Source organism: Serratia sp. Tan611, assembly GCF_905188235.1.
Taxonomy (GTDB): Bacteria; Pseudomonadota; Gammaproteobacteria; order Enterobacterales; family Enterobacteriaceae; genus Serratia_B; species Serratia_B rhizosphaerae.
Genome location: NZ_LR994655.1, coordinates 149,484 through 172,112, shown reverse-complemented (window position 1 = coordinate 172,112; position 22,629 = coordinate 149,484). Strand labels below are relative to the sequence as shown.

The window sequence follows — 22,629 nt, the reverse complement described above, 5'->3', positions numbered from 1 at the left end:
AGAGTATTTGACGACTTATTGCTGGAAACGTGATCAATTTAACACCTTGCTGATTGACCGTAAAGAAAGTAACGCGACACACTTATTATCGCCTCACCCTAAACGACGTATCCGCGGTGTTAACTGCCCAAAACACATCACACGTCCTGTTGATTCCGTTGTCCTTTTCTGGCCCCCTTCCTTCTTGCACTGACAGTTTTCGTCCTCAGTGGTAGGATGGCTGGCGAAATATAAAAACGGTAACAAGCATGTTAGACAAAATTATTCGAATTGCCACCCGACAAAGCCCTCTGGCGCTCTGGCAGGCGCACTATGTGCAGCAACGCCTGATGGACAGCCACCCCGGCCTGCAGGTAGAGCTGGTGCCGATGGTGACGCGCGGCGACATCATTCTGGATACGCCGCTGGCGAAAGTCGGCGGTAAGGGTTTGTTTGTCAAAGAACTTGAGCTGGCGCTGCTGGAAGGCCGCGCCGATATCGCCGTGCACTCGATGAAAGACGTGCCGGTAGAATTCCCGCAGGGGCTGGGTTTGGTGACCATTTGCGAGCGTGACGATCCGCGCGACGCATTTGTATCAAACCGTTTCGAATCCCTCGACCAACTGCCGCAGGGCAGCGTGGTCGGCACCTCCAGCCTGCGTCGCCAGTGTCAGCTGCGCCAACGTCGTCCCGATCTGATCGTGCGCGATCTGCGCGGCAACGTCGGCACCCGCCTGTCCAAACTGGATAACGGCGAGTATGACGCCATTATTCTGGCGGTCGCCGGCCTGAAGCGGCTGGGGCTGGAGCAGCGCATCCGCAGAGCGATGAGCCCGGAAGAATCCCTGCCGGCCGTCGGTCAGGGCGCTGTCGGCATCGAATGCCGGCTGGATGACGAGGTGACCCGCGCGCTGCTGGCGCCGCTGAACGATGAGGCGACCGCCCTGCGCGTCAGCGCTGAACGCGCCATGAACACCCGCCTGGAAGGCGGCTGTCAGGTGCCGATCGGCAGCTATGCCGAGCTGGATGGCGACACGCTGTGGCTGCGCGCACTGGTCGGCGCGCCGGACGGCAGCCAGATGGTGCGCGGCGAACGCCGCGGCCCGGCGGCGCAGGCGCAGCAAATGGGCGTCTCGCTGGCGGAAGAGCTGCTGGCCAACGGCGCCCGTGAAATCCTGCAGGACGTGTATCAGGGGAATCCGCCGGCATGACGATTTTGGTAACCCGCCCTTCCCCCTCCGGGGAGCAACTGGTCAGCCGGCTGCGCGCGCTCGGCCGGGTTGCCTATCATGCCCCGCTGATTGATTTCGCCCCCGGTGCCGATTTGCCGCGGCTGGCGTCGGCGCTGCACAACCTGAGCGCCGGCGATTTGGTGTTCGTCCTGTCGCAGCACGCGGTGAATTACGCCGACTCGGTGATCGGGCGCACGGGCATCGCCTGGCCGGCCCAGCCCGCCTATTACGCCATCGGGCGCACCACCGCGCTGGCGCTGCACCGCATCACCAGCCTGCCGGTGGACTATCCGCACGAGCGCGAAATCAGCGAAACGCTACTATTATTACCCGCGCTGCAAAAACTGACGGGCAAGCAGGCGCTGATCCTGCGCGGCAACGGCGGACGCGAGCTGCTCGGCGATACGCTGCGCGAGCGCGGCGCCAATGTCAGCTATTATGAATGTTACCAGCGCAGTCCCGTCCATTATGACGGCGCGGAACAGAGCGCCCACTGGCAACGCGTGGGCATTGATACGCTGGTGGTCACCAGCGGTGAAATGTTACAACAGTTGTATACTTTAGTTCCTGATTACTACCGTTCTTTATGGCTGCTGCGTTGCCGCCTGGTAGTGGTCAGCGAACGTCTGGCTACCCTGGCCCGGGAACTGGGCTGGAGCAGCATTCGGGTAGCTGAAAATGCCGATAATGACGCGCTGCTACGCGCGCTACAATAAACCTGACAATGGGATGCGCCACTATGACGGAACAAAATACCCCATCCGCACCGGTTGAAGAGAACAACCAGGCGGTTGAGAGTCCCCAACAGCCAGAGACCGGCAGCCGTAAAAGTAAAAACAGCGGCCCGGTGCTCGGCGCGATCGCCATCGTGCTGGTTATTGCGCTGGCCGCCGGCGGTTACTACCACACACACCGACAGGCACAGCAGCTGATTGCGGCAAACCAGTCTCTGCAGCAACAGCTGGCGGATCTGAAGCAGAGCCAGCAGCAGGAGAAGAGCGCGCTGGAAGGGTTGCTGCAGCAGCAGGGTAAAACCCTCGATGCCGCTGACCGCGAGCAGACCTCGCTGGCGCGTCAGCTCAGCGAACTGCAGGAAAAAGTCGCCACCATTTCCGGCAGCGACGCCAAAACCTGGCTGTTGGCGCAGGCCGACTTCCTGGTCAAAATGGCGGGCCGCAAGCTGTGGAGCGATCAGGACGTGACCACCGCCGCCACCCTGCTGAAAAGCGCCGATGCCAGCCTGGCGGATATGAACGATCCCAGCCTGATGAACGTGCGTCGCGCCATTACCGAAGATATCAGCGGGCTGTCCACCCTGTCCCAGGTCGATTTTGACGGCATCATTCTGAAGGTGAACCAGCTGTCTAACCAGGTCGACAACCTGCGCCTGGCAGATAACGACAGCGACGAAGCGCCGATGGATGAAGACAGCGGCGAACTGTCCGCCTCGCTGAGCGAATGGCGACAGAACCTGAGCAAGTCCTGGCATAACTTTATGGCCAACTTCATTACCATCCGCCGCCGCGACACCGGCGCAGAGCCGCTGCTGGCGCCGAATCAGGACATCTACCTGCGCGAAAATATCCGCTCCCGCCTGCTGGTCGCCGCCCAGGCGGTGCCGCGCCATCAGAACGAAGTGTATAAGCAGTCGCTGGAAACCATCTCTACCTGGGTGCGCGCCTATTTCGATACCAGCGATCCGGCCACCAAAGCCTTCCTGGAAGAGCTTGACGCCCTGAGCCAGCAGTCCGTATCGATGGACGTGCCGGATCAGCTGAAGAGCCAGCCGCTGCTGGAAAAACTGATGCAGACCCGGGTACGCAATCTGCTGGCGCAAGGCGCTGCCGCCACTCACCAGGAGGGATAAGCCATGTTACGCGTGTTATTCCTGTTTCTGGTGCTGATCGCCAGCGTGGTGCTCGGGCCGATGCTGGCCGGTCATCAGGGCTATGTCCTGATCCAGACCGACAACTACAACATTGAAACCAGCGTCACCGGTCTGGTGATCATGGGCATTCTGCTGTTTGTGGCGCTGTTTATTATCGAATGGATCCTGCGCCGCATTTTCCGTACCGGCGCCCGCACCCGCGGCTGGTTCCTCGGCCGTAAACGCAGCCGCGCGCGCGCGCAAACCAAAGCGGCGCTGATTAAGCTGGCGGAAGGTGACCATAAACAGGTCGAACAGTTGCTGACGCGCAATGCCGATCATGCCGAACAGCCGGTGGTGAACTACCTGCTGGCGGCAGAAGCGGCACAGCAGCGCGGCGACGAGTTCCGCACCAACCAGTATCTGGAACGCGCCGCCGAAGCGGCAGACACCGACCAGCTGCCGGTCGACATTACCCGCGTACGCATTCAGCTGGCGCAGGGTGAAATACATGCCGCGCGCCACGGTGTCGATCGTCTGCTGAATCAGGCGCCGCGCCACCCGGAAGTGCTGCGTCTGGCGGAGCAGGCCTACCTGCGCACCGGCGCTTACGCTTCTCTGCTGGAAATCCTGCCGTCGATGAGCAAAATCAAGCTGCATGACGAAGAGAAACTGCAGGCGCTGCAACAGCAGGCCTATCTCGGCCTGATGAACCAGGCGATGGCGGAGGAAGGCAGCGACGGTCTGAAACGCTGGTGGAAGAATCAAAGCCGCAAAGTACGCCATGAAGTACCGCTGCAGATCGCCATGGTGGAGCACCTGATCGAATGCAACGATCATGAAATGGCGCAGGAGATCGTCCTCGACGGCCTGAAACGCCAGTATGACGAGCGCCTGGTTCTGTTGATTCCGCGCATCAAATCCGGCAACCCGGAGCAGTTGGAAAAAGCGCTGCGTCAGCAGATCAAACAGCATGGCGCCACGCCGCTGCTTAACAGCACGCTGGGTCAGCTGCTGATGAAGCACGGTGAATGGCAACAGGCCAACGACGCCTTCAAAGAAGCGCTGAAACAGCGTCCGGATGCCTATGACTATGCCTGGCTGGCCGACGTACTGGAAAAGCTGCACCGCTCCGAGGAGGCAGCACAAATGCGCCGTGAAGGCCTGATGCTGACCCTGCGGCAAAACGGCGAATAACGCCGGATAAACCGCTGAACAAAGCGTGGCTACGGCCACGCTTTTTTTCGCCCGCGTCCCTTTACGCGGCAATATGCCCTAAATAATTCGAGTTGCAGGAAGGCGGCAAGGGAAGGAATCCCGATGAGCTGACTCAGGTCAGTGATTCGGGTGACTGAGCGCAGCCAACGCATCTGCTGTTTTAAGTATGGCGGGTAGATACCCTAAATAATTCAAGTTGCAGGAAGGCGGCAAGGGAAGGAATCCCGATGAGCTGACTCTGGTCAGTGATTCAGGTGACTGAGCGCGGCCAACGCATCTGCTGTTTTAAGTATGGCGGGTAGATACCCTAAATAATTCAAGTTGCAGGAAGGCGGCAAGGGAAGGAATCCCGATGAGCTGACTCTGGTCAGTGATTCGGGTGACTGAGCGCAGCCAACGCACCTGCAGCTTGAAGTATGACGGGTATGGGCAAAAAAAAACACTTGCCGGTCCGGCAAGTGCATAAAGAAGCAATCAGGTCTAGGACAACAGGGGTGGTGCCTCACTCAACGTTGTGCCCGCAGTGTGATGTCGGCGTCGCAAGCGAGGCTTTCATCGTTCTGGTGGGCAATAGGCACCCTAAATCGGCTCTGCGTCATTCCCAGGGTTTATGAGGCCTAGGGCGAACATAAGAAGTGGAATGAGCATCTACGCTATAGATATTGCACTTCGCGTGCCAACTCTCCCATTCTGGCGTCAGTCTTGTAAAAAATAAATTTAATCACCTGAATTCAAAAGGTTTATTTTTAACTTTCCTATCACCCTGCGGCCGGTGCCTATCCATCCCGTCATCGCGGCCATCGGCCCGCCTGTCGCCAAAAAACGACGACTTAAGGTAAAGTTATTTTTTATATTATTTTTCAATGCATTGCGTGTCTCTCACCGACGACAGGCGGCCCTTCTGTTGTCGCTAAAAACCAACGGCAGACAAATAGCGGGCATGCCCACGGTCTAAACAGCGGGTGGATGCGGCGGATGGACACGGAAAAGATGGCAGGCGGAGGATAAACTACAGACGAAAAAAAACCTGCTTTAAAAAGCAGGTTTTTCGAATTGGTCGGCGAGAGAGGATTCGAACCTCCGACCCACTGGTCCCAAACCAGTTGCGCTACCAAGCTGCGCTACTCGCCGATTCTGTGGTGCTGATACTACAAGATTTTAAAGCCCATGTCCATGTAATCGTTAAGATTTACATGACGTTTTGTGTGGTGCGAAGAGAGGGACTTGAACCCTCACGTCCGTAAGAACACTAACACCTGAAGCTAGCGCGTCTACCAATTCCGCCACCTTCGCACGGTCACAAAACAGCTTTTTATCTTCTACTCTACCCCTAGGGTAAAGTGGGGTGGCTAATGGGACTCGAACCCACGACAACTGGAATCACAATCCAGGGCTCTACCAACTGAGCTATAGCCACCATTTCTTTACTACTTCACGCGGTAATCATACCACCGCAGCTCTTGCGCACAAACTAAATGGCGCGCCCGACAGGATTCGAACCTGAGACCTCTGCCTCCGGAGGGCAGCGCTCTATCCAGCTGAGCTACGGGCGCGTAGCGCCGTTGCGGGTGGGGATACTACGGATTTAAAGCAATCCTGTCTAGTGCTTTTTCGCAGAAATGTTGCGTTTGATTACGCTTTGCTCACTCCTACGCATAAAAGCGCAATCCGCAGCCCCTTTTTCACCTTTACTGCTGGTTTTTTATCCCAATTTCAGCCTGATGGCGTTTTTTATGCATCCCGCAGGCGAAGTAGCACAGGCTAACCGCCGCCAGGAAAATCGCCCCGACCAGCAGAGAAATACGCGTATCCGGGTTAATGCCCATGCCAACCAGCACACACGCCAGGAAAGCGATGGTCAGGTAGTTCACATACGGGAACATTATCGATTTAAAACCGTGGTTTTTGATCGCCTCTTTATGTTCACGGCGGAAGTAGAGCTGGCTGATCAGCACCACAAACCACGGCACCATGCCCGGCAGTACGCTGGCGCTGTAGACATACACAAACACCTGCTGCGGGTTCGGGATAAGGTAATTCAGCGCCGACCCGGCCAGCAAACAGACGATGGTAATGGCGATGCAGTTTACCGGCACGCCGCTGGCGGACAGTTTGGTGAACACGGAAGGCAGCTGTCGGTTCTTCGCCAGCGCATACAGCATGCGTCCGCCGCTGTACATACCGCTGTTGCAGCCGGACAGCGCTGCGGTCAGCACCACAAAGTTAATGATGCCGGCGGCGGCCACAATGCCGATTTTGGCAAAGGTCAGCACAAACGGGCTGCCTGCGGTGCCGATGCCGTTCCACGGGAAGATAGTGACGATAACGAAAATTGCGCCGACATAGAAAATCAGGATGCGCCACAGAATATTGTTGATGGCGCGCTTCAGGGTAACCTGCGGGTTCTTCGCCTCACCGGCGGTAATGCCCACCAGCTCTACGCCCTGATAAGAGGCCACCACGATACACAGCGCAAACAGGAAGCCTTTCCAGCCGCCGGCAAAGAAGCCGCCGTGCTGCGTCAGGTTGGCGAACCCGGTCGGTACGCCGCCGTTGCCAAAACCAAAGAAGATGACGCCCAGCCCCACCAGAATCATTACGATAATGGTGGTGACCTTAATCATCGCAAACCAGAACTCCAGCTCGCCGTACAGCCGCACCGCCGCCAGGTTGGCCAGCGCCACCATCGCCACCGCCAACAGCGCCGGCAGCCACTGCGGGATCTCCGGGAACCAGAACTGCACATACACGCCGATGGCGGTAATTTCCGAAATCCCGACCGCAATCCACATAAACCAGTAGCCCCAAGCGGTCAGGTAGCCGAAATAAGGGCCCATATATTTGTGGGCATAGACCGCAAACGAGCCGGCCACCGGCTCCAGAAACAGCATCTCGCCCATCGAACGCATAATAAAGAACACAAACAGCCCGGCGATAATGTATGCCAGCAGCACCGAAGGCCCTGCCCATTTCAGGGTGCTGGCCGAGCCCATAAACAGGCCGACGCCGATCGTGCCGCCGAGCGCGATAAGTTCAATGTGCCGGGCTTCCAGCCCGCGATGTAGTCCTTGCGGTTTATCTTTAGTTGGCATAGATCCTCAGTCGTTATGTCTGCGTCGTGCGTGCATCGACCTGCAACGGCCTTATTGTTTTAAACAGAAAGCGGCATCACTCCCGCCGGCGCGACCGATCGCCAGCAAGGATGAGGGCAAATTGACAGCGAAAAATAGGGTATTCAGCACTGCGATTAGCGGCATCAGCGGCCTGGGGTGATTTCCGGACGGTATCGTTCCGTATTTTGCTGCTATAAGCAAACCGCGAATTAAAACTTTATGGAATAAATGAAGGGATAATTCTTAGATGAGGTTATAGTTGTGCGGCGATTTTATACAACTGCCGCACAATAGCGGCGAGCAGCCATGCCGGGGCAGCATTAGCCCCGGCCGGCGAGGTTACAGTTTGCCACCGTAATAGTAGCCGACAAAGCGCAGCAGTTTGATCTGCCGGCGGATGCGGCTTGGCTGCGACAGCAGGCGATACAGCCACTCCAGCCCGAGGTTCTGCCACACCCTTGGCGCCCGCTTCACATGGCCGGTAAATACGTCATAGGTGCCGCCTACGCCCATATACAGCGCCTGCGGATGCACCTTGCGGCAGTCGCGCATCAGGATTTCCTGCTTAGGTGACCCCATCGCTACGGTTACGATCGCCGCACCGCTGGTATGAATCCGTTCAAACAGCGCTTCACGCTGCTGCGCCGTGAAGTAACCGTCCTGGCTGCCGACAATGTTGACGTTCCATTGGCGACGCAGTTTCTCTTCGGTTTCCGCCAGTACCGCCGGTTTACCGCCGACCAAAAATACCGGCGTACCCTCCTGCCCGGCACGCTGCATCAGCGCCTCCCACAGGTCGGCGCCCGCCACGCGCGAAACATCGGCCCCCGGATATTTACGTCGCATCGCACGCACCATGCTGATGCCGTCGGCATATTTAAATTCGCAGCCGTCCAGCAGCGCCCGCAGATTAGCGTCCTGCTCCGCCGCCAGCATTTTCTCGGCGTTCATCGCCACCAGCGTCCCCTGCTTCATCCGGCCGCCGTCAAACAGGAAGTCCAGGCAGTGCGCCATATTGCGAAATCCCCAAAGCTTAATGCCGCGCAGCGCGTACTCTGGAGCCGAAACCTTTGTATCCATTATTCTCATTACCTTTGCAGTAGGCTGTCGGACCCCGATGCGGCGGTCGCTTGCGCCGCAGGCGGGCGGGGGCCCATACGCGTCTTGATCAGACCTGCCGTATCAAGCAGCCAGTACAGCAACTTCGCCAGCACCAGACAGGCGCCGAAAATCAAACAGAAAAACACCACGCGCGAAACGAACGAATCCAGCCCTTCGCGCGCCAATACAATGATGTTGAACACCGCGCCAAAGCAGAAGCCCTGCAAAATGGCCGCCTTATAGCGGTTTGGCTCATGGCGTCCCAGCTCGTACAGCCAGTCGAACCATTTGATGATAAGCCCGACCACCACCGCGCCAAGCGGAATAAACAGCGCGCCGCCCATCACCACCAGCGATCCGATCAACGTCGGTGAAATCGCCAGGCCGGAGTTATTCTCCAGTACTTCCCAGGTAAAGTAGTTGGCGGTATTCAGCACCACGTCCGGCCGCCCCGGCCACAGCCAGGAAGGGATGAAGACGTAGAAGTCGCGAACGATCGGCGCCAGCCCCTGGAAGTCGATTTTGTCGTAGTTCTGCAGCAGCAGCGCCAGGTTCTCCCAGGGGGAGAAGGTGTCGCGCGTTAAATACAGGAAGGTGTAAAACGCTTCATCGCCGCTGACGTCCAAACCATAGCGTTTCAGCGCCAGCCAGAACATGCCGACAATGCCCATCACGCCCGCCGCCGCCAGCATCCACAGCGTGATCCAGCCACGCACGATGCCGATAAACAGGAACAGGGCAAACGCGATAATGATATTGGCGCGCGTGCCGCCGACGATCACATAGGTCAGCAGGCCGAACGACACCGTCGCCACCAGGAAGAAGAACCAGGCGCGCAGACTCTGTCTGAGGAAGAACACCACCAGCATCGCCGGGATAAAGAAGTAGAAGAAGCGTTTAAGCGCCACGCCGGAAACGTCGCTGGAAAAGATCTGGCTGTAGGAGTTCAGTTTAAACAGCAGGAAACCGTTCTGCATAAAGAACAGGCCCACCGTGCCGATCGCCACCAGCGCCAGCAATCCCCAGGTCAGATTGGTTTCCACCCGGTTCATGTTGAACAGCGGCTGACGCGGCTCGGTGCTGCGCTTGCGCAGCCGGGTCTTATAGCTGACGTAATAGATAGCATAGAAACAGGTGGCGGAAAGCATGGCGTACAGCAGAAACTCGACCGGCACGATAGCCACGTCAAAGCGGAACACCAACAGACAGCTGAGCGGAAAACCGAAGTAAAACGTCAGCAGGAACAGCAGCGAAAAGAATACGTTAAAGTTAAAACGAATGCGCCGGAACTCCTGATAGGTCACCGTCAGAATAAAGGTGACGCTAATCAGGTAAACCACCAGCAAACCGCCAAATTGGGCCAGCGTCATGCCGTTTCTCCCGCCGCCAGCGCCAATGCCTGCCGCCAGCCGTCAACATAGTTCGGGTTAAAGAAGGCAATATCCTGCTTGTCCACCGACGCCAGCTGACGCTGCGCTTCACGCACCACCGCCTCATCCAGCGTATCGCCGTAAAACAGCACCGGCAGGTGCTGCTCGGCCAGATCCTGCCAGAACGGGTTCTGCCGGCTGAGCACAAACGGCACGCCGAACTGAATCAGCAGGCAGAGCGTGCCGATGCCCTGCTGGCGATCGAAGATAAAGTAGCCGAGGTCGCACTCGCGCAAAATATTCAGGTAATCGTCAAACGCCACCTGCTGGGTGAGCAGCTGCAGATTTCTTTCGCTGAACAGCCGCAGGCCGGCGCTGCGCACCTGCTCGATATAGTCGTCGTTATTGGCCGGATAGCCCATCGGCACAATCACCCGCACATTTTCGCCGAACTGCTGATGGATAGCAGTCAGCGCTTCGATATGGCGGTTGGTGCGGTCGCCGGAGTTGCCCACGAGAATGGTCATCGGCCCGGCGACGTTTTTCTCGACCTCAACGCCGGTCAGCGCCGGATCCATACGCGTCGGGAAGTAAAGCAGCGATGCCGGCACCCGCGCATGGCGCTGCTGATAGTGAATCAGATCGCCGCGCGTGGCGAACACATGCCCAACCCGCCCCTGCGCCACCCGGCGCAGCAGATAGAACAGGCGGAATTTCCAGTCGGTGGCGTTTTCATACAAATCGGCCCCCCAGATATGCCAGCTGACCTGCTGCGGCTTGATTTTACCGCTCAGCAACGCCAGCCACAGCGTCGGGTTAAACTGCCCGTGCCAGAAAAAACGGCGGCTGCGGTCGGCTTTGGCGCAGGCGATCACCGCCTCCGCCAGGCTCTTCTTATCCGGATAGCTGTCAATCGTCAACGCCGGGTACCCCCCCAGCGCGGCCACGTCTTTGGCGGCGACCATAAACCGGCTCACCTGCTGCGACGGCAGTTGGTTGGCCAGCACGTCGTTGAAGAAGCGCAGCACCGTCTGATTATGGTGCGGGATATCAGATCCCAATACGTGAATCAGTGTGGTCATACTCGTCTACGGTAAAGAATAAATACGCAGCTACACAGCGTAAAATACACGATGTAAGTTGCCATATAAGCCTGAGCCGCCCCCAGCGCCCCGTGCTGCGGGATCAGCCAGTGCGAGAACAGCGTCAGCAGCAGGAACTGGCTGACCTCAGTCATAATATAAAAGCGCAGCGACGCCTTGGCGATCACCAGATAGCCGTACACATAGGCGCCAACCTTCAGCACATCGCCCACCAGCTGCCAGGCGAATAAATCGCGCATGGCGATAAACTTGTCTGAAAACAGCAGCCAGATGGCGAAATCACGCAGCAGCCACACGGTAAAACTGGCCGCCGCCACCGCCGGCAGCACGAACTTCAGCGCGCGGACGATTTCACGGCCGATCGCCGCCTTATCGCTCAGCCGCGACAGCGTCGGCAGCAGATATACGGTGAAAGAGGCGGTAATAAACTGCAGATACGCGTCGGAAATGCTGCTGACGCCCTGCCAAATGCCCACTTCATCCCAGCTATAGTGCGCCGCCAACAGGTTACGCATCATGACATACGCCACCGGCAAGGTCACGGAGGTGATCAGTGCCATAATGGTGAACTTGCCCAGGTGGCTGGCCAACGCCTTATCCCACGCCAGCGCCAGATAGCGCAGCGGCAGGGTTTTACGCCGCCACAGCAGCGTAGCGGCCGGCAGCGCCACCAGCGCCGGTACCAGCGCCAGCCCCGCCAGCGCACCTTCATAGCCGCCCAGTTTAAAGCACAGCACAAAGGCCACCAGACCTATCAGGCTGCCGCCGATCACCGCCAGCGCGTTGCCCATGGCGTCGCGATAGCCTTTCAGAATCGCCAGAAACAGGTTGGCGTAGGCGATGCCCATTTGCATAAACGCCAGCGCGCGCACCACGTTGATATAGCGCGTATGGCCGAACAGCCCCTGGCTTATCGGCTCGGCGGCAAACAGAAACACCAGCGCCAGCAGGGTAGAGAAGCCCAGCACAATGCTGGAGCCGGTGCCGACTGCCAGGCGTAAACGCTGCGGATCCTGATGATATTCCGCAACATACTTGGTGATGCCGTTGAAGATGCCGGCGCCGGACAGTACGCCCAGCACGGTGATCAGCTGACGGAAGTTGCCCGCCTGCCCCACGCCGCTCGGCCCGAACGCCACCGCCAGCAGTTTCACCACCAGCAGCCCCACGCCGATTTTGACCAGCGTGGAACCGGCGGTCCAGATGGATGCTTTTGCCAGGGACATATCAGGCGAGGAAGCTCAAAATGGTATGAATCACCGTACGTTGGTTAACATCGGACATGTTGTAATACAGCGGCAGACGCACCAGACGCGCGCTCTCGCTGCTGGTAAAGCGGTCTTCGCCGGCAAAGTGGCCGAACTTCTCGCCCGCCGGACATTCATGCAGCGGAATATAGTGGAACACCGCCATGATTTCCGCCTCTTTCAGGTAGTTGATAAACGCCGTACGATCCTGCACGTCTTTCAGCTTGATGTAGAACATATGGGCGTTATGGCGGCAGTCCTTCGGCACCACCGGCAGCTCGATGCGCCCGGCGTCAGCCTGCGGCTTCAGCGCATCATAATAGTTTTGCCACAGCTTCAGCCGGCGCTGGTTGATACGCTCGGCCGCCTCCAGCTGCGCCCACAGGTAGGCCGCCTGCAGGTCGGCCATCAGGTAGCTGGAACCGATATCGCGCCAGGTATATTTATCCACCTGGCCGCGGAAGAACTGGCTGCGGTTGGTGCCTTTCTCGCGAATGATTTCAGCCCGGTCAATCAGCGCCGGATCGTTGATCAGCGTCGCGCCGCCTTCGCCGCCCGCGGTATAGTTTTTGGTTTCATGGAAGCTGAACGCGCCGATATGGCCGATGGTGCCCAGCGCCTTGCCCTTGTAGGTCGACATTACGCCCTGCGCGGCGTCTTCCACAACGAACAGGTTGTACTTTTTCGCCAGCGCCATAATGGCGTCCATTTCACAGGCAACGCCGGCGTAGTGCACCGGTACGATCGCGCGGGTTTTATCGGTGATGGCCGCTTCGATTTTGCTTTCATCAATATTCATCGTATCCGGACGCACGTCGACAAATACGATGGTGGCGCCGCGCAGCACAAAGGCGTTGGCGGTGGAGACAAAGGTAAAGCTTGGCATGATCACTTCGTCGCCCGGCTGGATGTTCAGCAAAATCGCCGCCATCTCCAGCGACGCGGTGCAGGACGGCGTCAACAGCACTTTGCGCGCGCCGAAATGCTGCTCCATCCACTGCTGGCAGCGGCGGGTAAAGCCGCCGTCGCCGCACAGCTTCCCGCTGCCCATGGCAGCCTGCATATAGTCGATTTCCGTGCCAACAACCGGTGGTGCGTTAAATGGAATCATGTGAACCTCTGTATAACCAATACGCGGTGCTGTCGATAACGGCACCGTGCCGTTGATAAAGCCGTAGCGCGGCAATATTACTGATTTGTGTCGCTACCCGCAGGCGCTGTAATTGTTGTTGCTGACACCAGGCGGCGGCGGCGGTCATCAGCCGCGAACCAATACCTTTGCCACCGGCGCCGGGGAACGCGGCCAGCAGGCCGATACGCGCCTCACCGTCGCCAATATCCCGCAGGCTGACAAATCCTTCCGGCTGCCCCTGACGATCCAGCGCCAGCAGGCAAAGGTGGTCAAACGTGCCAAGCACCGCTTTCTCAATCCAGGTGGCGTAAAATCGCCCGCTGTCCGCCGGCTGATACCAGGGGGCGCGGAAACGGCTGGCGGCGAACGCCTGCGCGGCGGCGGCCTGTAAAACGGGAATATCGTCGGCCGCCGCCGATCGCACGTCGGAAGCCGTTTTAGAAGCAGTTTCCGTGCCAATCTGCATAACCAGATCGACTTCCCCTTCCGCCAGCTGAAAACCAAACGTAGTCAGGGCATCAGCGAGATCGAGGCGGTGAGACGGGATTTTAGCCTGAACCAGCGTAAAGCGATCCAGCGCGGCGGCGGTCAGCGGCGGCGCCGATGCGGCAATATTCAACCTGGCGCTGTTAATACGGAAATAGTCGCTTTCCCAGGTTAACGGGTCGACGGTAGCGCGGAGAATCATAGCGTTATCCATTCAGTTGATGACCGACGTCTGCGCCAGAGTGTAGGAAACAAGCTCCGCCCCGGCGGCTACTCTGCCGACGGGGCGAAGGCGGCGCTTAACGCCAGACGCCTTTGGTATCGACGATCCAGTTCTGCTTGACGGCTTCCGGCGCTATGGCCTTGAACTCATTGTGATCCACCAGCATCACCAGCACATCGGCCTGCTGCAGCGCATCGCCGATGCTTTTCAACGTGACCTGGCCGGCCAGCGCCTTCGGCAGTTGCTCCACGTTCGGTTCTACCGCCAGCGTTTCGCCCTGATGCCAGTCGGCAATCAGCTGGGTCACTTCTACCGCCGGGCTTTCACGCAGGTCATCGATATTGGGTTTGAAGGCCAGACCGAAGCAGGCGATTTTCAGTTCGGACGCCCGCTTGTCGGTGGCCGCCAGGCAATCTGCCACTGCCGCTTTCACGCGGTCGACCACCCACAGCGGCTTGCCGTCGTTGACCAGTCGCGCCGTGTGAATCAAACGCGCCTGCTGCGGGTTCTGCGCCACGATAAACCACGGATCGACGGCGATACAGTGGCCGCCGACGCCCGGACCGGGCTGCAGAATATTGACGCGCGGATGGCGATTGGCCAGGCGAATCAGCTCCCAGACGTTAATCCCCTGATCGGCGCAGATCAGCGACAGTTCATTGGCGAAGGCGATGTTGACGTCGCGGTAGCTGTTTTCCGTCAGCTTGCACATTTCCGCCGTGCGCGAGTTGGTGATCACGCACTCGCCTTCCAGGAAGATTTTATACAGCGCGCTGGCGCGCTCGGAACATTTTGGCGTCATCCCGCCAATCACGCGGTCATTCTGAATCAGTTCCACCATCACCTGCCCCGGCAATACGCGCTCCGGGCAGTAGGCGATGTTGATGTCCGCCTCTTCGCCGGCATCCTGCGGGAAGCTCAGATCGCTGCGCGCCTGCGCCAGCCATGCGGCCATCTGTTCGGTAGCGCCAACCGGCGACGTCGATTCCAGAATCACCAGATCGCCCTTTTTCAGCACCGGCGCCAGCGATTTGGCGGCGGACTCCACAAAGGCCAGATCCGGCTCGTGATCGCCTTTGAACGGCGTCGGCACCGCGATCAGGAAGGCATCCGCCGCTACCGGCTTGTTCACCGCCTGCAGATAACCGCCGTCGACCGCTTCCTTCACCACTTTGTCCAGATCCGGCTCGACGATGTGAATCTCACCGCGGTTAATGGTTGCCACCGCGTGGGCATTAACATCAACGCCGATGACTTGCTTCTTGCGTGAGGCAAACGCCGCCGCCGTCGGCAGGCCGATATAACCCAGGCCGATAACTGAAATCGTGTCAAAACTCATAATGTCACCTGATAATTCTTTAACGCTTCGAGGATACGCTGGCAGGCATGACCATCGCCGTAAGGGTTATGCGCCCGGCTCATTGCGTGATATTCGTTTTCATCCGTCAGCAGACGTCCCACCGCTTCGACGATCTTCGCCACGTCGGTGCCTACCAGACGCACCGTGCCGGCATCAACCGCTTCCGGGCGTTCGGTGGTTTCACGCATCACCAATACCGGCTTGCCAAGCGACGGCGCTTCCTCTTGAATGCCGCCGGAATCCGTCAGGATAATGGTCGATCTGGCCATCAGATAGACGAACGGCAGGTAATCCTGCGGGTCGATCAGCATGATGTTGTCGATGCCTTTCAGAATACGGTTAACCGGCTCGCTGACGTTCGGATTCAGATGCACCGGGTACACCACCTGTACGTCAGGGTGCTGACGGGCAATTTCCGCCAGCGCGCTGCAGATACGCTCAAAACCGCCGCCGAAGCTCTCACGGCGGTGGCCGGTTACCAGAATCAGTTTCTTGTCATCATCCAGGAAGGGGTAGCGCTGCGCCAGTTCATCGCGCTGCTGCGTATCGCTCATCACGCGATCGCGCACCCAGAATAATGCGTCAATCACCGAGTTGCCGGTGACAAAAATCTGGCTGTCCGGCACCTGCTCACGCAGCAGGTTCTGACGTGAATTCTCCGTCGGCGCGAAGTGGAACATCGCCAGGTGGCCGGTCAGCGTGCGGTTCGCCTCTTCCGGCCAGGGGGAATATAAATTGCCGGTACGCAGGCCGGCCTCGACGTGGCCGACCGGAATGCGCTGATAAAATGCCGCCAGGCTGGTGGCCAGCGTGGTGGTGGTATCTCCGTGCACCAGCACCACGTCCGGTTTAAACTCTTCCAGAACGCCCTTCAGCCCTTCCAGAATGCGGCAGGTGATCTCCGTCAGCCCCTGCCCCGGTTGCATGATATTGAGATCGTAATCAGGAACAATTTCAAATAAGCGCAAGACCTGATCCAACATCTCACGATGCTGGGCGGTCACACAGACTCTTGCTTCAAAGGCTTCGTCCTGAGCCAAGGCATGTACCAACGGGGCCATCTTGATGGCCTCAGGTCGGGTGCCGAAAACGGTCAACACTTTCACAGCGGATCTCTTTTGGTCAGTTATCGCAGGCAAACCTGCAAAGAGGGCGCTTACGCGCCCATCAACGAATTATTATAATATTTTCAATTGCGTGAACGACGAACCAAAGCCACCCCGGCGCCGGCCATCGCACCGATAGCGCCCCATAGGATCAGCCAAAATACTCTTCTTGGACTATCACGTTTTACCGGCTCTTCCGGCGTGCGCAAATAGCGGTAAGTCTGAAACTGTTTATCCAGCGTCGGGCCGACGTTCAGCGTCGCCAGCATGGCGCGGTTTTGATCGTAATCCAAATCATAGCTTGGACCGGAGGCTTGTAAACCTTCCAGACGCGCCTGCAGCATCGGTTTGCCCAGCAGGAACAGGTCGGAGTCCGGCAGCTGTTCGGCCGGCGTATCGGTCTGCGCACGGGCGATGCCCTGCTGCTCGGCGATTTTCAGCGCCTGCTGCACCGAGCTCAGCTGACGCTTATAAATCGCGTCCGCCACCGCTTCCTGGCGCTTAACCTGCGCTTTCATCGAGGTGGTGCGCGCCGCCCAGGCGCCCTGAATCTCTTCGTTCAGATGCAGCGCCGCGCGATGGCTGGCAAACAGCACATATTCGCGCAGTAAACGGTTGGCATCCGACGCCGTTTCAGCCGTCAGTTTAACCCCGTCGTTCGGCACTTTGTTATCATCACGCGGCGTAAACTGAATATTGGCGATCAATTCATCAAGTAACGCGGCATCCGCGCGCTCATCCCCTTCCTGCCGCTGCTTGTAGTAATCGCTCTGCAGCCAGAAATCGCGCCGGGTATCGTAGGCCGCCAGCTGCATGATGAACTCTTTGTAGGCTTCATCGGCAATGCTCGGCTGGTCGGTCGCCACGGCCGGCATGGTGCGCACATCCAGATTCCTCAGGAACTGCTGCTGGGAGTAGTATCCGCCCAACGCATTCACGGTCGGCCGATCGGTGATCGCCGTTGCGCTCCACTCCTGTTTGACCAGGTAAGAGACCGCCAGCGCGACCGCTGCAAACAAAACGGCAAGACCAATAATCCAGACCTTGCCGCGCCACAAAGTGCGGCACAGGCCACGAATATCGAGTTCGTTATCTACCGCCGGGCGGTTCTTGTCTGACGTTGTATCTGGAATCATCACTGCCCAAAAGCCTCTGGTTTAAGGTACTTGCTTATTGTCCACCGAGCGACGCATACGGCGTTTGATGCGCTTAATATAACGCGCAACACGCCAGGCGCGCTTGATGCAATAACCGTAGAACAGAAATGCTAGCAAGAATAATGCCAACATGAACCATTCCGGGATAAATGTTAACCATTCGCCCAGCACGCCGACCGCCGCCAGCAGCGCTGCAGCCAGGGTAATCAGGACAAAAGCCTGACGCGGCGTAAAGCCGGCACGCATAATCAGATGGTGAATATGCTGCCGGTCGGGGGAAAACGGACTCATGCCCTTACGCAAACGGCGATACATAATGGCGATCATATCCATCAGCGGAATCGCGATGATCCACAGCGCGGTCACCGGACGAATCGCCGGCGTCTGGCCTTGCGAACTTTGCAGCAGCAGCCAGATGGCGGTAAAGCCGATCAGCGTACTGCCGGCGTCGCCCATAAACACTTTATAGCGACGGCCAAGAATGCCGAGGTTCAGCAAGATATAGGGAACGATGGCGGCGATCATGGCAAAACACCAGAATGCCAGCTCAGAATGACCGTTGAGATACAGCAGCACGCCCAGCGCGCCGAATGACACGCAGGACAAACCGCCCAGCAGGCCGTCGATGCCGTCCACCATATTGAAGGCGTTAATCGCCGCCCACACCGCAAACAGCGTTACCAGATAGCCGAACGGCCCCAGCTGCATTTCCCATCCGCCCAGAATATAGCCGAAGCTATGCAGGTACAGGCCGGCAAACACCATCATAATCACGCCGACCAGCGCCTGAACAAAGGCACGGATTTTTACGCTGATATCGAAACGGTCGTCCAACACGCCGACAAATACCAGCAAACCGGCGCAGGCGAGATATAACTTGCTGTGCGCAATCGTTTGGTCAGAGATCAGGAAGGCAAAACACAGTCCGGCATAAACCGAAATCCCCCCGACCAGCGGAATTAACCCCTGGTGACGCTTGCGATAATTGGGTTTATCCACCAGGCCGATCGGTTTCGCTGCCTTACGGGCAACAAATAAAAATGCCAAGGAGAATAGAAAAACAAATAGAATTTCAGTACTCATGTGAGTAGTTCACAGTTAACAGATCTCTGAGAAGATAAGGCAGCTTAACACGGGCTGAATCTGGCACCAGATGTCTCGCTTCCTTTCAGTCATTTCCTATGACGAACGCGATTGAGTTTCATTGCACTATATAGCATTTCTCATCGTGAACGACCGATGCCGCAAATGGATATGTGCGTAACCCAATCAAACACGCCGCGATCAGAAAAGTAAATTAAATTTCTATTTCTGCCGCGTATCCTATCTGCCAAAAGCAAAAAACGCCACGGCTTGGCGTGGCGTTGATTAAATTTTTTATGTAATTATGAGCGCTTCATCATATCGAAGAACTCATCATTGGTCTTGGTCATCGCCAATTTATTAATGAGGAACTCCATCGCGTCGATCTCCCCCATCGGGTGGATAATCTTGCGCAGGATCCACATCTTCTGCAGCTCTTCAGAACTGGTGAGCAGCTCTTCCTTACGGGTACCGGAGCGGTTGTAATCAATCGCCGGGAAGACACGTTTTTCCGCAATCTTACGCGACAGGTGCAGTTCCATGTTGCCGGTGCCCTTGAACTCTTCGTAAATCACTTCGTCCATCTTCGAGCCGGTATCCACCAGCGCAGTGGCGATAATGGTCAGGCTGCCGCCCTCTTCCACGTTACGCGCCGCGCCGAAGAAGCGCTTCGGACGGTGCAGGGCGTTGGCGTCCACACCACCGGTCAGCACCTTGCCGGAAGCCGGCACCACGGTGTTGTAAGCGCGCGCCAGACGGGTGATGGAGTCAAGCAGGATAATCACGTCCTTCTTGTGCTCAACCAGACGCTTGGCCTTTTCGATCACCATTTCCGCAACCTGCACGTGGCGGGAAGCCGGTTCGTCGAAGGTTGAGGCGATCACTTCGCCCTTCACCAGACGCTGCATCTCGGTGACTTCTTCCGGACGTTCGTCGATCAGCAGCACCATCAGCACGCAGTCCGGGTGGTTGTAGGCAATGCTCTGGGCAATGTTCTGCAGCAGCATGGTCTTACCGGCTTTCGGCGGTGCGACGATCAGGCCGCGCTGGCCGCGACCGATCGGCGATGCCAGATCCAGTACGCGAGCGGTCAGGTCTTCGGTTGAACCGTTGCCGCGCTCCATACGCAGACGCGAGTTGGCATGCAGCGGCGTCAGGTTTTCGAACAGGATTTTACTGCGGGCGTTTTCCGGTTTGTCGTAGTTGACTTCGTTAACCTTCAGCAGGGCAAAGTAACGTTCGCCTTCTTTTGGCGGACGAATCTTACCGGAAATGGTGTCACCTGTACGGAGGTTGAAGCGGCGGATTTGGCTAGGGGATACGTAGATGTCGTCGGGGCCTGCGAGGTAGGAACTGTCTCCGGAGCGGAGGAAACCAAATCCATCCTGCAATATCTCCAGCACGCCGTCACCGAAAATATCCTCTCCGCTTTTCGCATGCTGCTTGAGAATGGAAAAGATAATGTCCTGCTTACGCATGCGGGCCAGGTTTTCCAGCCCCATATTTTCGCCGAGTGTGATCAGGTCAGAAACCGGCGTGTTCTTTAATTCGGTAAGATTCATAGTGGTGGGTTCTTAAAATCGGGGTATGTCTCGAACTTTAACGTGAATAGTATGGCAGCGTGATGTTCCCGCATCGGGATTTTCGTGCCTGTTTACTGGACGTTCAATCACCGGGCCGCTTAGCCGTCGTGGTAAGAGATGGCTTACATTGGACGCGCACGCTGGCGGTTTAGGATCGAAGGTGCCTTAAAACTGATTTTTGCAAAACCATTGATTGTCAACGCGCGGGCCAAGTCCAGGTATGAAGACAACGCCGATGCTATGACACAGAGTAACGCTTTAGATTCAAACTCTTTAGACTTAAAACTTCGGGCAAGTTCTATATGCAGTGTGATTAAACTTAACACGCTTCTCGGCGGGCGTCTATAGCCGCCGCAAGCAAACTGCATCTTTAGTCGCAGACGGGCCATGTTTACCCACATCGCCGTGCGGAGCCTGCCTGGAGAGCCGCGGACACTGCTGCCGCAAACCGGAAAAATTGGGCCGGCGCCGATGCGAAAACTCGCGACCGGACGCCAGACCCGGGGCATCCCGCCCGGTTACAGATTGGCGGTCAGGAAATCTTTCAGCTGACCTTTGGACAGTGCGCCCACTTTGGTCGCCGCCACTTCACCGTTCTTGAACAGCAACAGCGTTGGGATGCCGCGGATACCGTACTTAGGTGCGGTAGCCGGGTTCTCGTCGATGTTCAGTTTGCTGATAGTCAATTTGCCGTCGAACTCTTCGGCAATTTCATTAAGAATCGGAGCAATCATCTTGCACGGACCACACCACTCAGCCCAGAAGTCGACCAGGATTGGCCCTTCGGCATTCAGCACCTCTGTAGCAAAGCTGTCGTCAGTCAGGTGAATAATTTTATCGCTCATGTTCTACTCCACAGGATTATGTCTACCTTGTTGGTGTAGCATTAAACCAACTCAAGGTGATTTTATTTCACCGCGTTTATTTCAACGGATGTGCTTTCGTAAAGCAATAGTTAGCTGATATTCTACCACACTATGAGCAAAACACACTTGACTGAACAGAAGTTTTCCGACTTCGCCCTGCACCCGTTAGTCCTTGAAGCCCTTGAAAAAAAAGGGTTTCACAACTGCACGCCTATTCAGGCGCTGGCATTACCGCTCACGCTCTCCGGGCGTGACGTTGCAGGTCAGGCGCAAACCGGTACCGGAAAGACGTTGGCATTTCTGACGTCTACTTTTCACTATTTACTCTCCCACCCGGCGAAACAGGATCGCCAGACCAACCAACCGCGCGCCTTGATCATGGCGCCTACGCGCGAGCTGGCGGTGCAGATCCACGCCGATGCGGAAATGCTGTCGCAGTCCACCGGACTGAAGCTGGGCCTGGCCTACGGCGGCGACGGCTACGACAAACAGCTGAAAGTGCTGGAAAAGGGCGTAGATATTCTGATCGGCACTACCGGCCGACTGATTGACTACGCAAAACAAAACTATATCGACCTGAGCGCCATTCAGGTGGTGGTGCTGGATGAAGCCGATCGCATGTACGATCTGGGCTTTATCAAAGATATCCGCTGGCTGTTCCGCCGCATGCCATCGGCCGATCAGCGTCTGAACATGCTGTTCTCCGCCACCCTCTCCTACCGCGTACGCGAGCTGGCGTTCGAGCAGATGAACAATGCCGAATATGTGGAAGTCGAACCGGAACAGAAAACCGGCCACCGCATCAAAGAAGAGCTGTTCTACCCGTCCAACGAAGAGAAAATGCGCCTGCTGCAGACGTTGATTGAAGAAGAATGGCCGGATCGCGCCATCGTCTTCGCCAACACCAAACACCGCTGCGAAGACATCTGGGGCCATCTGGCCGCCGACGGTCACCGCGTGGGCCTGCTGACCGGCGACGTCGCCCAGAAAAAACGCCTGCGTATTCTGGAAGACTTCACCAAAGGCAGCCTGGATATTCTGGTGGCCACCGACGTTGCTGCGCGCGGCCTGCATATTCCTGCGGTTACCCACGTCTTCAACTACGATCTGCCTGACGACTGCGAGGACTACGTCCACCGCATCGGCCGTACCGGCCGCGCCGGCGCCAGCGGGCACTCCATCAGCCTGGCCTGTGAGGAATATGCCCTCAACCTGCCGGCGATCGAAGCCTATACCGGCCACAGCATTCCGGTCAGCAAATACAACAGCGACGCACTGCTGGATGATTTGCCGGCGCCGAAACGCCTGTCGCGCCCGCGCGGCGGCAACAATTCGCGCCGTAATTCGTCGCAACGCCGCAGCGGCGGCGCGCCGCGCAACAACCGTAAACGTTCAGGCTGAGA

At 57.5% G+C, this 22,629-nt stretch carries 18 protein-coding genes and 4 tRNA genes; 5 read left to right on the top strand and 17 right to left on the bottom strand.

Features of this window, described 5'->3' with window-relative positions; all coding sequences use genetic code 11:
• The first annotated feature begins 248 nt into the window (after nucleotides 1-248).
• From hemC to hemY, 4 genes are read left to right on the top strand one after another with little or no spacing between them, the layout of a single operon-like run.
• Nucleotides 249-1,190 carry a hydroxymethylbilane synthase gene (gene hemC / locus TAN611_RS00690; protein WP_203067097.1) on the top strand — a complete coding sequence of 314 codons (942 nt, stop codon included), beginning with the start codon at nucleotides 249-251 and terminating at the stop codon, nucleotides 1,188-1,190.
• Complete coding sequence (hemD, locus tag TAN611_RS00685) at nucleotides 1,187-1,927, top strand: uroporphyrinogen-III synthase (protein ID WP_105229337.1); 741 nt, start codon at nucleotides 1,187-1,189, stop codon at nucleotides 1,925-1,927. Before hemC ends, hemD begins: the two co-directional genes overlap by 4 nt.
• Nucleotides 1,928-1,950: 23 nt before the next feature.
• Nucleotides 1,951-3,078 (top strand): uroporphyrinogen-III C-methyltransferase, encoded by a 1,128-nt coding sequence (gene hemX / locus TAN611_RS00680; RefSeq protein ID WP_197950246.1) that lies wholly within the window; start codon nucleotides 1,951-1,953, stop codon nucleotides 3,076-3,078.
• Nucleotides 3,079-3,081: 3 nt separating this feature from the next.
• Nucleotides 3,082-4,275, top strand: coding sequence for a protoheme IX biogenesis protein HemY (gene hemY / locus TAN611_RS00675; protein ID WP_203067096.1), 1,194 nt, complete (start codon nucleotides 3,082-3,084; stop codon nucleotides 4,273-4,275).
• Nucleotides 4,276-5,350: 1,075 nt separating this feature from the next.
• Here hemY and TAN611_RS00670 read toward each other — a convergent pair.
• The 17 genes from TAN611_RS00670 to trxA all read right to left on the bottom strand — a co-directional run bounded on the left by TAN611_RS00670 (nucleotide 5,351) and on the right by trxA (nucleotide 21,205).
• A tRNA-Pro gene (locus tag TAN611_RS00670) sits at nucleotides 5,351-5,427 on the bottom strand.
• Between the two features lie 75 nt (nucleotides 5,428-5,502).
• Nucleotides 5,503-5,589 (bottom strand) — tRNA-Leu (locus TAN611_RS00665).
• Between the two features lie 48 nt (nucleotides 5,590-5,637).
• Nucleotides 5,638-5,713: transfer RNA gene (locus TAN611_RS00660), tRNA-His, on the bottom strand.
• A gap of 59 nt (nucleotides 5,714-5,772) precedes the next feature.
• Nucleotides 5,773-5,849, bottom strand: a tRNA-Arg gene (locus TAN611_RS00655).
• A gap of 135 nt (nucleotides 5,850-5,984) precedes the next feature.
• The gene (locus TAN611_RS00650) at nucleotides 5,985-7,388 is read right to left on the bottom strand and encodes an amino acid permease (protein WP_203067095.1); all 1,404 of its coding nucleotides are present in this window, start codon (nucleotides 7,386-7,388) and stop codon (nucleotides 5,985-5,987) included.
• 360 nt (nucleotides 7,389-7,748) lie between these two features.
• Nucleotides 7,749-8,489: a lipopolysaccharide N-acetylmannosaminouronosyltransferase gene (wecG, locus tag TAN611_RS00645; RefSeq protein ID WP_203067094.1), complete on the bottom strand. Its 741-nt coding sequence runs from the start codon at nucleotides 8,487-8,489 to the stop codon at nucleotides 7,749-7,751.
• A gap of 8 nt (nucleotides 8,490-8,497) precedes the next feature.
• A complete protein-coding gene (gene wzyE / locus TAN611_RS00640) occupies nucleotides 8,498-9,880 on the bottom strand; it encodes an ECA oligosaccharide polymerase (protein WP_105229331.1) in 1,383 nt (460 codons plus the stop codon).
• Entirely contained in the window at nucleotides 9,877-10,962 is a 1,086-nt protein-coding gene (locus TAN611_RS00635; protein WP_203067093.1) for a TDP-N-acetylfucosamine:lipid II N-acetylfucosaminyltransferase, read from the bottom strand. Before TAN611_RS00635 ends, wzyE begins: the two co-directional genes overlap by 4 nt.
• The gene (wzxE, locus tag TAN611_RS00630; protein ID WP_111736208.1) at nucleotides 10,959-12,209 is read right to left on the bottom strand and encodes a lipid III flippase WzxE; all 1,251 of its coding nucleotides are present in this window, start codon (nucleotides 12,207-12,209) and stop codon (nucleotides 10,959-10,961) included. Before wzxE ends, TAN611_RS00635 begins: the two co-directional genes overlap by 4 nt.
• Nucleotide 12,210: 1 nt before the next feature.
• A complete protein-coding gene (rffA, locus tag TAN611_RS00625; RefSeq protein ID WP_105229328.1) occupies nucleotides 12,211-13,341 on the bottom strand; it encodes a dTDP-4-amino-4,6-dideoxygalactose transaminase in 1,131 nt (376 codons plus the stop codon).
• Nucleotides 13,328-14,050 carry a dTDP-4-amino-4,6-dideoxy-D-galactose acyltransferase gene (rffC, locus tag TAN611_RS00620; protein WP_105229327.1) on the bottom strand — a complete coding sequence of 241 codons (723 nt, stop codon included), beginning with the start codon at nucleotides 14,048-14,050 and terminating at the stop codon, nucleotides 13,328-13,330. The genes rffA and rffC overlap by 14 nt, the downstream gene beginning before the upstream one ends.
• A gap of 97 nt (nucleotides 14,051-14,147) precedes the next feature.
• Complete coding sequence (gene wecC / locus TAN611_RS00615) at nucleotides 14,148-15,410, bottom strand: UDP-N-acetyl-D-mannosamine dehydrogenase (RefSeq protein WP_105229326.1); 1,263 nt, start codon at nucleotides 15,408-15,410, stop codon at nucleotides 14,148-14,150.
• Entirely contained in the window at nucleotides 15,407-16,537 is a 1,131-nt protein-coding gene (wecB, locus tag TAN611_RS00610; protein ID WP_105229325.1) for a non-hydrolyzing UDP-N-acetylglucosamine 2-epimerase, read from the bottom strand. Before wecB ends, wecC begins: the two co-directional genes overlap by 4 nt.
• A gap of 83 nt (nucleotides 16,538-16,620) precedes the next feature.
• The gene (gene wzzE, locus TAN611_RS00605) at nucleotides 16,621-17,673 is read right to left on the bottom strand and encodes an ECA polysaccharide chain length modulation protein (protein ID WP_105229324.1); all 1,053 of its coding nucleotides are present in this window, start codon (nucleotides 17,671-17,673) and stop codon (nucleotides 16,621-16,623) included.
• Nucleotides 17,674-17,694: 21 nt separating this feature from the next.
• Complete coding sequence (gene wecA / locus TAN611_RS00600; protein WP_105229323.1) at nucleotides 17,695-18,777, bottom strand: UDP-N-acetylglucosamine--undecaprenyl-phosphate N-acetylglucosaminephosphotransferase; 1,083 nt, start codon at nucleotides 18,775-18,777, stop codon at nucleotides 17,695-17,697.
• A 302-nt stretch (nucleotides 18,778-19,079) separates the two neighbouring features.
• Complete coding sequence (gene rho / locus TAN611_RS00595) at nucleotides 19,080-20,339, bottom strand: transcription termination factor Rho (protein ID WP_015344121.1); 1,260 nt, start codon at nucleotides 20,337-20,339, stop codon at nucleotides 19,080-19,082.
• A gap of 539 nt (nucleotides 20,340-20,878) precedes the next feature.
• Nucleotides 20,879-21,205: a thioredoxin TrxA gene (trxA, locus tag TAN611_RS00590; RefSeq protein ID WP_105229322.1), complete on the bottom strand. Its 327-nt coding sequence runs from the start codon at nucleotides 21,203-21,205 to the stop codon at nucleotides 20,879-20,881.
• Nucleotides 21,206-21,337: 132 nt separating this feature from the next.
• Between trxA and rhlB the strand changes: the two genes are divergently transcribed.
• Nucleotides 21,338-22,627: an ATP-dependent RNA helicase RhlB gene (rhlB, locus tag TAN611_RS00585; RefSeq protein WP_105229321.1), complete on the top strand. Its 1,290-nt coding sequence runs from the start codon at nucleotides 21,338-21,340 to the stop codon at nucleotides 22,625-22,627.
• The last annotated feature ends 2 nt before the right edge of the window (nucleotides 22,628-22,629 follow it).